This window comes from Saprospiraceae bacterium (assembly GCA_016710235.1).
GTDB lineage: Bacteria > Bacteroidota > Bacteroidia > Chitinophagales > Saprospiraceae > Vicinibacter.
In genome coordinates this window covers 3,481,691-3,495,272 of sequence record JADJLG010000001.1, presented here as the reverse complement: position 1 = coordinate 3,495,272, position 13,582 = coordinate 3,481,691, and the positions used below count along the sequence as shown (strand labels likewise).

The window sequence follows — 13,582 nt, the reverse complement described above, 5'->3', positions numbered from 1 at the left end:
CATTGGCAACTTTATTTCAACTGTAGACTTCGATCCAGGTGCTGGCAAATTTAATCTTACATCAAACGGAGATTATGACATTGTAATTTGCAAATTTGACAAAGATGGGAAGTTTTTATGGGCTAAAAGTTTTGGTGGCCCTAGTATAGAAACTGCATGGTCATTTGATATAGATGATGCCGGTAATTATTATTGTGCAGGAAGTTATTTTGGTAGTGTAGATTTTGATCCAGGGCCTATAGCTAACATACACTTCGGCACTGCTAGTAATAATACTTTCCTATGTAAATATTCCACAAATGGAGATTTAATTTGGGTATATGATTTATTTTGCACAAATATTAGTATTCCAAATTACTTAATAGTAGATCATTGCAATGACATCAATTTATTTGGGGTGTACATAGATACCTTAGATTTCAAATCCAAAAATGGTGTTAAAAGATTAACTTCTTTTGGTAAATTTGATAGCTACTTTGTCAGGTTAGATAGTTCTGGCAATTTCATGCAATTCAAAGGATTAGGAAATAATTCGAATGATTGGGTTGTATCTGTTGACATTGATAATTTAAATAACATGTATATTGCAGGCTACTTTTCTGATACAATTAATTTTAACAATAATGTAATTGAAAATTATCATTTTAGTCTTGGAGATTACAATACATTTATATTACAATTAGTATCTTGTAATTCGCAATCGAGACATGACACTATTGAAGCTTGCGATCAATATACATGGATTGACGGATCAACTTATTATCACTCTACTGATACGATCACATATAATGAATCAAATTCTTCTTGTTGTAAAGTTCTATCAAAATTAAATCTAACAATAAACAAGTCAGATACTAATTTAATTGCATTGAAAGGCTGCGATAGCTTAGTAATTAATTATTATAAATATTTTGAAAGTGGATTTTATAATATTATTTCAAAAAATGTTAAAGGTTGTGATAGTATTACAAATTTAAAGTTGGAAATTAAAAAATCTGATTTCATTCCATTAAATGTAACAACTTGTGACAGTTTTATTTGGCACAACACCACATACCAAAAAAGCGGAATATTTAATAAAAAATTTATTAACGTTCATGGTTGTGATAGCATTGAAACGCTACAATTGAAATTGAATTCATCTTCACAATCTTCTAGCAGCATTCAAGTCTGTGATTCTTATACCTGGAATGGAAATACTTACAACACCACTGGTAATTATTCTTACAAGACACAGAATAGCTTTGGTTGCGATAGTATTGCGAATTTACAGCTTACTATCTTTCCATCTCATTCTATTCAACTGAAAGTTTCTGCTTGCGATTCTTATACTTGGAATGGAAATGTTTACACCAATTCCGGGACATACACATTCAATGGAAAAAATGAAAATGGCTGCGATTCAATAGTTTTTCTGAATCTTATCATCGATACCTTTTTGTACAGCAATGAGTTCATTTCTTCCTGCGATCAATATGTGTGGAACGGAAAATCATACAACACAACAGGTCAGTACAGAGATACATTTTCTTCTATCAATGGTTGTGACAGCATCGTGACTTTGAATCTTGCATTGAACCAAAGTAAATCCTTCATTCAAACACAGACAGCATGTGATTCATTATTATGGTTGGGAAAGAATTATAAACAAAGCGGATTATATTATGATACCTTGAGCACAACCAAAGGTTGTGACAGCATCATCAAACTAGATCTGACCATTCATTCCACAAAGAATATAAAGCAACAAAAAACCGCCTGTGATTCTCTCGAATGGAATGGCTCTACATACAAACAATCCGGCATTTATATTTCAAAAAATCAATCACAGCATTCTTGTGACAGTATTACAGAACTGGAATTGACCATCCATCCAAGTACGCGGACGATCCTGATGCATTCTGCATGCGATTCATTCGAATGGAATAGAAATGTAATCAAACAATCCGGCATTTATACTCAAATATTGAGCAACCAATATTCTTGCGATAGCTTAGTCACACTCCATATTGAGATTTTCCCTTCTACACGAATATTGGATACGGTTCACGCTTGTGAAGAATATATCGACCCAATTACCGGAAACCGAATCACAAAAGACGAGGTATTGTCTTTCAATCAACAGACAGAACATGGCTGTGATTCTGTAATAAACAAGGTGGTATATATTCATCCACAATATTTCTATTCAGATACGGTTTATACCCAACAAAATTATCATTGGTCTATCAACAACCAAAATTATGGTGAATCAGGAATCTACACCGCAAATTTTCAAACCAAAGAACAGTGTGATTCTATATATACTTTATATCTGATCATAGAAGACGATATTGAAATTTATGCACCGAATGTAATCCATCCGGGAAGTGGCATTGCAACGAATAAATATTTTTATCTCATCACAAGTGGAGAAATAGATCAAATCCAAGAATTGAAAATCTACGATCGCTGGGGAGAGTTAGTGTGGGAGAAAACTCAATTTCAAGCCAACATACCGGAGCTGGGATGGGACGGAACATTTAAGTCACAGATGGTCAATCCTGGAGTTTTCGTATGGCTTGCAATAGTAAGACTCAAAGACGGAAGAGAAATCAAAGTTACAGGAGATTTTACGGTATTGAGATAGGGAGCAAAAGAAATTTATGAAAGTGGAACAAATTTAATCCCTCAAAAAAAATAAATAGTACGATACGCTTGACAATCCGGAATTAAGGGATTAGATTTGAACCATTAATTCATTCTTAAATTGTAGCCTATGGAAAGTTAAAAAATAATATTTTTAATTATTCAAGAATCATGCATTTTATTTTTAAACAATCTAAATTTATTAACTATGACAAAATTTTATTTTTCTGTAAAGTATTTAAACACAGAACAGAACAGAACATTGGCGCTAAATTAAAATTACTCCTATTCATGGTTTTTAGCTTTTCGTTTCTTTCACCAATCCTTTCTCAAGATACATTGATTTGCGATAATGGAGGATTCGAGAATGGGTTTCAATATTATACAGGATCATCCGGTTTTTTTGAGGCAGGTAGCAAAACCTGCACACCAACGCAAAACGGTTATCCGATAGTTTGGATTCCAAGAAGTTTGCCTACGGCAAATAGATTTGAAATCGTATATGGAGGCACAGATCCTCTCGTTGGAATACCAAGGACTAAGTTTGGATCAAGCTCGTTGATGCTGAACAATCGGTATGGTCATTTAGATCTTTGTGATGGAGATAAAGATGCGAATAGGATTCGAAAAAGATTTAAAGTTACAGAGGAGAATCGTCATTTTGCAGTTTGGTTTGCTGCAATATTGGAGAATCCTGATGGTCATGGTGATAGCCAACCCTGGTTCAGTATATCTTGCGATTTAGTATCAGAACAAACTCTTTGTTTTGATGCGGATATGTTAGAATGTGATAAAATCAGAACAGATGCATTGTGTATTTTCGAAAAAATAGATACAGTCGATTGGGCATGTCATAAGTTCAACATTCCGTCAAGTAAAATAGGACAGATAGCGACACTGAGTATTATTGCCTCAGATTGTGGCTGTGGACAACATTTTGGATATGCCTATATTGATGGCATTTGTGAGGATTGTAATAATAGTGCTTTTGGTAATGGTACACTTTTCGATCAGCCGATGAATAATCTTGGCTATGGTATTGAATATAATTCATGCGATGGTGAGAACATCAGGATTTGTGGTAAATATGATTTGCCAAGTGTTTGTGGTAATTGGATATTGGAATCTTTGACAGCTCCAGGCTTTAATATTTTTAATGTTTCTATAGACCCTGCATCAAAACGATATTGTTTTGACCTTCCTAAGTCAAATTTTTCAATTGGTCAATGTAGAGAACTTTTTACTACTTTAATATTTAAGTCAAATGGAGTAAGTTTACCTCCTGTAAACAGCAATTCTATTGAGATATGCTATGATGATTACAAAATAATTATTATCCAAAGCCAAACGGGCCTATGTCAAAACAATAATACCACCAACCTTATGTCTGATGATTATTATTATGTTCAATTAGATATGATTAATATTGGCAGTCACTCGTATATCATCCAAAGACAACTGAATAACCCATATCCAAATGAACCAGGTCCTTACACGCTTAAAACAGGAAATGGAAGTGCTGTCATAAATCTTGGACCTTTTATCATACAAGAAGGCCCTTGTACTTTAACTGTAAATGTGGATGGTTGTTTATTTAGTTTCCAGATCACTCCACCTGCCTTTTGTAGTGCAACTTGTCAAGATTTTAATAATTTATCCATCAGAAATGTAACTTGCTATCCCAACAATACTTGGACCTTTGATCTTACTGTACCTACGGGGGGATTATACACGGTTACAGATTTGAGTAATAATTCATTTACAAATTGCAGTTCCGGCGCCATCCCTTGTACTATTAATGGAGGAAGCATCGGGACAGAGTGTAAGAAATTTAGAATTGCCTTTACTGCTGGATGTCTTAATTTTATTGATATTGATATTTGTCCGCCAAAACCATGCAATGCAAACTGTGGCCTGGAAGTCTATAGGAAGGATTTGTATTGTAATGAGGAAGGCAATTTGTATTATTTTACCTTAGATGTCAAGTCCACAGGTAATTTTTTATGCTACAAAACCATGCCGGGAGGAGTCATGGGGCCACTTCCATCCGGTCCTCTTGGGCCTTACAGCTCAGACATTACATTGACCGTTTATGAGTGTAATAACGCTGCCTGTAATTGTCCTACACCATCCTGCTTCAAGACTATTTTTATTCCCAAGCCGGATTGCCCAAGACTCAACTATCGTAATAAAAATCAGGAATCGAATCTCAATGCTGAGGTTCTTAGAGTTTTTCCTAATCCTTCTAACACAGGGATTATTACGCTTCAATCAAATCAAGAAAGCATTTTGTTTGAACTATGGAGCATAGATCAAAAATTGATTTTGCCTCACCAAATACTCGAAAAGAGGAAAGAATTGGATCTTAGACATTTGCCTTCAGGTTTGTACTTTATAAAGTATCTCACTCCGGGGGAGAAAATGAAAGTCGTTAAATTTATTTTACAACATTAAGCCTTAGTATCAAAATAGTCGGGGGTATATGGCCCGACTATTTTGATTTTTCCTTGATATGAATAAGTTATCCTTTAGTTTTAACTTTCTTGTATTTAGTTTAATCCTAATTGGTTTAAATTCACAAATGCTATTCTGCCAGAATTGTATAGATTATACCGATACCTTAAAATGTTTCAGAAGTTCAAAATTTGAAAAAAAACCTATCAGAATTGGGACTAAAACTGTTCTGGCAGATACCATTGATTTTTATGATTTTCCCTTAGTTACGGATTGGAATGTAGATTGTTTGCCAGAGGTCATGGTACGTAATTTTAATTATTTATTAAAAGCTACTACCCTAAATAAAAATAAATTATTATTAGAATTTTCCACTTTTAGAGATGATAATAGGTTTAGCACTAGAACATTGTTGGATGTTGATATGGATGAAAAGCCAGAAATTTTTATGCTAATCGATGATTTTTTTGGACCAAATGAAGGCAAAATTAAATGTATCAGTAATGTTGGAACTTTGCGATGGGTCTCTGATTTTCCGGCAAGCCAATACAACCCATATTATAGGTCCGGGGGATTGGCTACGGCAGACTTTAATATGGATGGCGTTCCGGAATTGTATATCAACAATAAAATATTTAATGCACAGACCGGTAAATTGTTAGTGGATGGTGGTTCTAATGCTATCGGTGTGAGCAGAGATACTTTTCTTGGAATTTCCTTTCCGGTTTCAGTAGCTGCACAATTGGATGATGACCCTACAGACTTAGAACTGGCTGCCGGTTATTCCATATATAAGGTAAAAATTACCAACAAGAATGGTCGTGTCGGTAATTCCATGACCGCAAGCAATATTATGGTGGACAAAGAATATCGAGACGGACTTACTTCTATAGCAGATGTAAATCTTGACGGAAAATTGGATGTAGTAGTTGCCTCAGCTAGGGCCAATAATTCCGGATTGGTCTATGCCTATTGCCTTGACAACACAGGGAATCCAAAATTAATAGCAAAATGTTATCCTCCCTCTCCTTCCAATTATATGGGAATTGTATCTATAGGAAAGATCTCAAATTCTATTTATCCGAGTTTGATATTCGATCGTGTCAACTTCAGCTATTCTTATGTATATAACGGAACAGGTCAATTTCAACTTCAGTGGTCATTGCCCAATCAAGACGAGTCCGGCTCATTGGGAGTGAGTCTGTTTGATTTTGACGGCGACGGTAGACAAGAAATGGTGTTGCGGGATTCACTTCACCTTAAGATTCTGGCTTACAATGATACAATACCGTATGTAGTGGATAAAATTGATTGCATGGCGGGCACATTTTATGAATACCCCACAATAGTTGGTATTGATGAGCAAGGCAGTTCTAGAATATGTACCGTTTGCAATGACACAAATTATATCGGCCACCTCTCGATCTTTGGTCCACCGGACAGTCTTCCCTGGGCACCTGCCCGTCCGATCTGGAATCAATACGCCTACAATCCACTCTACATCAATGATGATCTCACAGTGCCGCGGGTACAAAAAAATCAGGCAACTTATCAGAATGGACGATACAATAACTTCATGGCCCAAAAAACCCTGTTGGACTCGGCAGGAAACTACAAAGTTCCTGCGGCGAGTTTGTACGGAACAATATTTTGTATTCGCTATGATGAAAGTACAAATGAGTATATTGTAAATTTTGATTTGTACAATCGCAGCGATGCTTCTGCACAAGCAGACAGCAGTCTTGCCGTTTCGTTTTATAATGGCAATCCGGAAACAGGCGGTGCATTACTAGGCATCTATTATACACAAACCAAACTACTTCCCGGCGATAGCCTGATAGGATTGGAGATCAGCTTGAAAGCGCAAAATCTCAAAGAGCTTTATCTTGTGGTTAACAGCAGCAGAAATAATTCAGGTCCCTTCGGAGACAAAGATTTTATTTTATTGGAATGTGATTACACGGACAATTTTTTTCATAGCCTTGATTTACCTGAATTGGAATACCGCAATGCAGAAATCTGCAGAGGATCCTCCTATGATTTTTATGGAAGACCGATCCAGGATACAGGAAGATATGTACACGTTCTCAGCAGCGAAAAAGGCTGCGATAGTCTGATCGTATATCTCGATCTCAATTTGTTGGATTCAGTAACAGTAATGCAGAACATTTCGATCTGCGAAAAATATGTATGGAACGACAAAGAATACACGAGCAGCGGAAGGTATATGTATGACACATTAAGTGCTAACGGATGCGACAGTTTGACAATCCTCGATTTGCAAATTTATCCAAAATCCGAGCAAATTATTTTTGATTCCGCATGTATATCGTACAATTGGAATGGAAATGTTTACACCAATTCAGGAACATACACATATCAAGGACAGACAGACCATTCCTGCGACAGCATCATCATCCTTAATTTGACAATTCAAGCTGCCGACACTATCATTCAGAATACGAGAGCTTGCGGCAATTACAATTGGAATGGAAATGTTTATACCAATTCCGGGACATACACATTCAATGGACAAAATGAAAATGGCTGCGATTCAATAGTTTTTCTGAATCTGAGCATCGATACCATTTTGTACAGCAATGAGTTCATTTCTTCCTGCGATCAATATGTGTGGAACGGAAAATCATACAACACAACAGGTCAGTACAGAGATACATTTTCTTCTATCAATGGTTGTGACAGCATCGTGACTTTGAATCTTGCATTGAACCAAAGTAAATCCATCATTCAAACACAGACAGCATGCGATTCATTCTTATGGTTGGGAAAGAATTATAAACAAAGCGGATTATATTATGATACCTTGAGCACAACCAAAGGATGTGACAGCATCATCAATCTATATCTGACCATTCATTCCACTAAAAATATAAAGCAACAAAAAACCGCCTGTGATTCTCTCGAATGGAATGGCTCTACATACAAACAATCCGGCATTTATATTTCAAAAAATCAATCACAGCATTCTTGTGACAGTATTACAGAACTGGAATTGACCATCCATCCAAGTACGCGGACGATCCTGATGCATTCTGCATGCGATTCATTCGAATGGAATAGAAATGTAATCAAACAATCCGGCATTTATACTCAAATATTGAGCAACCAATATTCTTGCGATAGCTTAGTCACACTCCATATTGAGATTTTCCCTTCTACACGAATATTAGATACGGTTCACGCTTGTGAAGAATATATCGACCCAATTACCGGGAACCGAATCACAAAAGACGAGGTATTGTCTTTCAATCAACAGACAGAACATGGCTGTGATTCTGTATTAAACAAGGTGGTATATATTCATCCACAATATTTCTATTCAGATACGGTTTATACCCAACAAAATTATCATTGGTCTATCAACAACAAAAATTATGGTGAATCAGGAACCTACACCGCAAATTTTCAAACCAAAGAACAGTGTGATTCTATATATACTTTATATCTGATCATAGAAGACGATATTGAAATTTATGCACCGAATGTAATCCATCCGGGAAGTGGCATTGCAACGAATAAATATTTTTATCTCATCACAAGCGGAGAAATAGATAGAATAGAATATCTGAACATTTATGACAGATGGGGTGAACTGGTATGGGCGAAAGAAAATTTTGGAGCTAATATTCCTGAGTTAGGTTGGGATGGAAGCTTCAGAGCTGAACAGATGAATCCTGCGGTGTTTGTTTGGATAGCAGAGATCAGATTGAAGAATGGAAAGCAGCTCACTTTACATGGTGATTTGACTGTGTTGCAATAGATCAGGCATCTTTTTTATTTATGAAGAAAGGAAGATTTTTTTACTTGGGAAAGAAATATGAGTCCAGCTATAAAAAAAATACCTAAACTAATCACGCTGTTTCGCATGCTTCCAGTGAGCTGTCCAACGATACCAAAAGTAAATGTTCCAGAAATAATAGACAGATAATACAAGGTATCATAAAAACTAAATAAGCAGGTATTCAGATTTTTTTCGGTGGGAATAATTTTTGAATATGCAGACCTTGACAGTGCCTGAATTCCACCTAGGACCATTCCTACCAGGGCAGCAACCAAATAAAATTGAGTTTTGGAATGTACCAGATATGCGAGCACACAAATTAATATCCAGATACATAGCATTATCATCATCGAAGTTTTATTTTGGCTCAGTTTTGAAATATATGCAAATAAGTAAGCACCTCCAATGGCAACTATTTGAAGGATGAGAATAATTAAAATGAGTTCTGATGATTCGAAATGTAACTCTTTTTGTGCAAATGCGGATGCGAGATAAATTACCGTTTGTACACCCGCGCTATAACAAAAGAATGAGAACAAAAAATACATCACATCTCTGTTGTGCCGAATATGATTCCAGGCTGTTTTCAATTTTTTTAATCCTCCAAAAAGCTGAGATTTATCGAATGCTACATTTTGATCCTCAGGGAGCCTGATGAATGAGTATTGAGAAAAACTAAACCACCATATTCCAACGCTAAGGAAAGCTAACCTTACAGGCAAATGATTTTCTGATGATATACCAAACCACTCGGGTTTTTGAATCACCAATAAATTTACTATCAGCAAAAGTACGCTACCTATGTATCCAAATGCATAACCTCTTGCGCTGATCTTGTCGCGATGTTCAGGTAGCGCTATGTCAGGTAAATAAGCGTCGTAAAATACCAGGGACCCTGCATGACTGGTCGTAGCGATGATGAAAGCGATAATTCCAATCCAAAGATTATTTGATCCGGTAAAAAAGTATAGCAAGATACAGGCAAGGCTCCCTGTAGTTGTAAACACACGCATGAAGAATTTCCTTTTTCCACCATGATCTGCAATTCCACTCAGTACGGGTGAGAGGAGACTAATCAGTATATAAGAAAAGGTTACAGAAAACGCGTAGAGACTTGAATTATAAACCGAAAAATTGAAAATGGGAATTTCTTCCGGCGTAGCTGCGAGAAAGAATACGGGAAATACAGCTGTGGAGATAACCAGGGAATACGAAGAGTTGGCCCAGTCAAACATTACCCAGCCTAAAATAGCCCTTTTGTCTTCTTTCATCTTTGTTCAATTGGCGGGCAAAATAAGGAAATATCCTTTCTGTCAAAGTGGAATTATATTTTGATATTTGCAAACTTAGATTCATTGTATGAAAATCTTGATTCTTTCCCGCAACGCGGCTCTATATAGTACGCAGAGCTTGATCAAAGCGGCACAGAGACGTAAGCATGAGGTTTATGTGATAGATCATTTACTCTGCAACCTGATTATTTCAGGTGGGAAACCTCAGCTATTCACAGGTTATGATGAGATGATGGGCTTTGATGCAGTTATTCCAAGGATAGGCGCTTCGGCGACACAATATGGTGCTGCAGTGATCCGGCAGATTGAAAATATGGGGATATTTACCACGGTCAAAGCAGACGCATTACTCAAAGCAAGAGACAAACTCACCTGCATGCAAATTTTATCTGCCGAGGGCATCGACGTCCCTAAGACAGGGATCGCCGCAGGAGACAGTTGCACAGGAGTAGTATATGATCAAGTTACTAAAGACAGGGCAGTGATCAAACTTTTGTCAAGCACTCAAGGACTTGGAGTAATACTTTGTGACAAGAAGAATCAGGGTCAGTCCATCGTCGAAGGATTTCATCGGGTGGGACAAGATGTGCTCATTCAGGAATTTATAGAAGACGCAAAAGGTTCGGATATACGGGCATTTGTTGTGGACGGCGAGATCGTAGGTGCGATGGTCAGGCAGGCCTTGCCTGGAGAATTCCGGTCAAATATTCATAGAGGAGCAACTGCAACAATTGCTAAGCTCTCTTCAGAAGAACAGGATATTGCCCTGCGCGCCACAAAAATTCTTGGTCTGTCCGTAGCCGGTGTGGATATTTTGAGATCGAAGCGTGGACCCCTCGTATTGGAGGTTAATGCCTCCCCCGGATTAGAAGGTATTGAAGCTACTACTAAGGTAGACATTGCAGGTAAAATTATCTCCTTCATTGAGAAGAATTTAAACTCATCTGAATAATGAGTAATATCAGTATACAAGGGCAAGATTTTCCGCCGGGCAGTTCAGGATTGGTGCGAATCAATGCAGGAAAGTTGCCGTCGGGAAATCGAATCTCAATATTTACATATATTTTCAGATCAAGGGTGCCTGGACCTACGGCACTTTTTTTAGGAGGTATGCATGGAGACGAAATCAATGGTGTGGAGATCATCAGAAGATCTATTCATGAAAATATGTTTTCTCAATTGAAGAGCGGCACGGTCATCGCGATACCCCTTCTCAATATATTTGGATTCATCAATTTTTCAAGGGATGTACCGGATGGGAAAGACGTCAATCGCAGCTTTCCGGGTAGTGTCAATGGATCATTGGCTAGCAGGATTGCCAGGATCGTTACCAAGAAAATTTTACCCTTGGTTGATTTCGGAGTAGATTTTCACACAGGCGGTGACCATCATTGGAATTATCCTCAGGTGAGGTATTCAACCAAACATGGCCCTTCAAAAGAATTGGCCCTGAAGACCAATTACGAGCTCCTCATCGAAAAAAGTATAGTTTCCAAATCTCTACGAAAAATAGCCAAGGCACAACACAAACCCATACTCGTGTTTGAGGGTGGTGGAGCTTTGAGGATTGAAAATTTTGTGGTGCAAAAAGGACAACAGGTGATCCGCAATTTATTGGAAGCTCATAAAATGTTGGAAGGTCCCAAACCTCAAAATCAAGTCAATCGCGTATTCAAAAAAACGGATTGGGAGCGCGCTCCTGAAAGTGGCATGCTGACATATTCTCGTCAGGCAGGCAGCTATGTAAAACATGGTGAAGTATTGGGGATAATTAGTGACCCTTTTGCACAAAGAGAAGTCAAAATGTTTGCCTCAAGAGATGGCTTCATCATCGGGCATAACAATGCTCCGGTGATCAATGTTGGAGATGGAATGTTTCATATAGCATATGAAGAAGAAAAGTATGTGGCTTCGGTTATTTCCTAGTATATTTTTATGCATCTTTCATTTATTTATTCCGAAAATTGCTTTAGCGCAAAAGTTTGTTACTGACAACAGATTCCAAAAAGTGGTCAACAATTTTGCAGAAGATACTGAGCTATTTACCGCATCAGTTGGGATCGGTATAATTGATTTGCAAACAGGAAATATAGTTGCCTCTTATAATCCGAACAAAGCCTTGATTCCTGCCTCAAGTTTGAAAATATTTTCTACAGCGGCTTTGATTTCAGAAGTGGGTGCAGAATATCAATATAGGACAGATTTTATTCTCGAAGGAAAAACAAATTTTGAAGGTGAATTCAATGGCAGACTTCAAATAGAACCTTCCATTGATCCCTCATTTTGTTCGCAGGATCAATTCGGTGCATTGCCTTTTGAAAATCTGGCAGATACCCTTGCCGGATTATTAATGAAGAGTGGAATAAAAAAAATCAGAGGTCAAATCACGGTCAACAGAGATTTAATTACTGATATTCCTGAGAATACGGAATGGCTTTGGTATGATCTCGGTAATTATTATGGCGCTGGTTGTTATTCACTGAATTTTATGGAGAACGCCGTAAAAATTTACTTGCAGGAACAAACTCGTTCAGGTAAAATCTGCGACATCGTAAAAGTCATCCCTTCTATACTTGAGGATAATTATTGTTCAGAGGTTCGATCCTCGGTGTACAAGTCGGACGAAAGTTTATTTGTATTGGGCAGTTCACAAGATGATATTTATACAGTACACGGAGATATATTGTGCTGTGGAAGAGATACAGTAGGATTGAAAGCAGCAATGCGACAACCTGAATCGGTATTTGTCAGGATGTTAATCTCTGCTTTAAAGAAGAGAGGGATTCAGGTAATTCTGGACAAAGTTGTCGATACTCCGGATGATGTAGAAGTATTGATCTATCAATATATTTCCCCGTCACTCTGGGCAATTGCAGATCGCGCTTTGAAAAAAAGTGTCAATTTATATTGTGAATCTTTTTTGCATACATTCGGAATGAAAAAAAATCAGACAAGCAAACGCAAGGATGCACTGATTGCTTTAAGTCAATTTTGGGGAAGTACGGGGATAGATACCAGAGGTTTGAATTTTGAAGATGGATCAGGTTTATCTCCGAAGAATAGTGCAACTCCACTTCAGCTGGCGCAGGCCCTGCTGTGGACAAATCAAAATGAAAAAACAAGGTACTTCTATAAATTACTGCCTGATGTTGCAAATGAAGGAACCTTAGCCGGTGAAATGAATAAATACCGTCTTTCCAAAGGAAAACTCAGGCTGAAAAGCGGGAGTATGGAGCGAGTCAGGTCATATTGTGGATATTTGATGAATAATGATAAACCAACTCATGCTGTGGCGTTGATCGTCAATAATTATTCCTGCAGTTCAGATACAGTAAGAAAAAAAATTGGATCTCTAATGTCAGGATTGTTAAAGTATAATTGAGACCTGAAGGAGTTTTCAAGTATT

The 13,582-nt window shown here is 37.3% G+C and carries 7 protein-coding genes; 6 read left to right on the top strand and 1 reads right to left on the bottom strand.

Translation table 11 applies throughout. The features are described 5' to 3' along the window. From IPI99_13885 to IPI99_13875, 3 genes are all read left to right on the top strand, one after another. Nucleotides 1–2,629 (top strand): gliding motility-associated C-terminal domain-containing protein (locus IPI99_13885; GenBank protein ID MBK7341592.1); only part of this gene is annotated, 2,629 nt, incomplete at its 5' end. A gap of 290 nt (nucleotides 2,630–2,919) precedes the next feature. Continuing rightward, nucleotides 2,920–5,082 carry a T9SS type A sorting domain-containing protein gene (locus IPI99_13880; protein ID MBK7341591.1) on the top strand — a complete coding sequence of 721 codons (2,163 nt, stop codon included), beginning with the start codon at nucleotides 2,920–2,922 and terminating at the stop codon, nucleotides 5,080–5,082. A 127-nt stretch (nucleotides 5,083–5,209) separates the two neighbouring features. Next, the gene (locus IPI99_13875; protein MBK7341590.1) at nucleotides 5,210–8,863 is read left to right on the top strand and encodes a gliding motility-associated C-terminal domain-containing protein; all 3,654 of its coding nucleotides are present in this window, start codon (nucleotides 5,210–5,212) and stop codon (nucleotides 8,861–8,863) included. A gap of 14 nt (nucleotides 8,864–8,877) precedes the next feature. Here IPI99_13875 and IPI99_13870 read toward each other — a convergent pair whose 3' ends face one another. Then, nucleotides 8,878–10,155: an MFS transporter gene (locus tag IPI99_13870; GenBank protein ID MBK7341589.1), complete on the bottom strand. Its 1,278-nt coding sequence runs from the start codon at nucleotides 10,153–10,155 to the stop codon at nucleotides 8,878–8,880. Between the two features lie 88 nt (nucleotides 10,156–10,243). On the opposite strand from IPI99_13870, the gene IPI99_13865 reads away from it, so the two are divergent. From IPI99_13865 to dacB, 3 genes are all read left to right on the top strand, one after another. Continuing rightward, nucleotides 10,244–11,128, top strand: coding sequence for a RimK family alpha-L-glutamate ligase (locus IPI99_13865; protein ID MBK7341588.1), 885 nt, complete (start codon nucleotides 10,244–10,246; stop codon nucleotides 11,126–11,128). After that, the gene (locus IPI99_13860; protein ID MBK7341587.1) at nucleotides 11,128–12,102 is read left to right on the top strand and encodes a succinylglutamate desuccinylase/aspartoacylase family protein; all 975 of its coding nucleotides are present in this window, start codon (nucleotides 11,128–11,130) and stop codon (nucleotides 12,100–12,102) included. The genes IPI99_13865 and IPI99_13860 overlap by 1 nt, the downstream gene beginning before the upstream one ends. A gap of 82 nt (nucleotides 12,103–12,184) precedes the next feature. After that, nucleotides 12,185–13,558: a D-alanyl-D-alanine carboxypeptidase/D-alanyl-D-alanine-endopeptidase gene (gene dacB, locus IPI99_13855; protein MBK7341586.1), complete on the top strand. Its 1,374-nt coding sequence runs from the start codon at nucleotides 12,185–12,187 to the stop codon at nucleotides 13,556–13,558. Nucleotides 13,559–13,582 lie beyond the last annotated feature (24 nt).

Excerpts from the sequence above, each read along its gene's own strand:
- IPI99_13880 (MBK7341591.1), top strand. The coding sequence starts at position 2,920 with ATGGTTTTTAGCTTTTCGTTTCTTTCACCAATCCTTTCTCAAGATACA.
- IPI99_13875 (MBK7341590.1), top strand. The coding sequence starts at position 5,210 with ATGCTATTCTGCCAGAATTGTATAGATTATACCGATACCTTAAAATGT.
- IPI99_13870 (MBK7341589.1), bottom strand. The coding sequence starts at position 10,155 with ATGAAAGAAGACAAAAGGGCTATTTTAGGCTGGGTAATGTTTGACTGG.
- IPI99_13865 (MBK7341588.1), top strand. The coding sequence starts at position 10,244 with ATGAAAATCTTGATTCTTTCCCGCAACGCGGCTCTATATAGTACGCAG.
- IPI99_13860 (MBK7341587.1), top strand. The coding sequence starts at position 11,128 with ATGAGTAATATCAGTATACAAGGGCAAGATTTTCCGCCGGGCAGTTCA.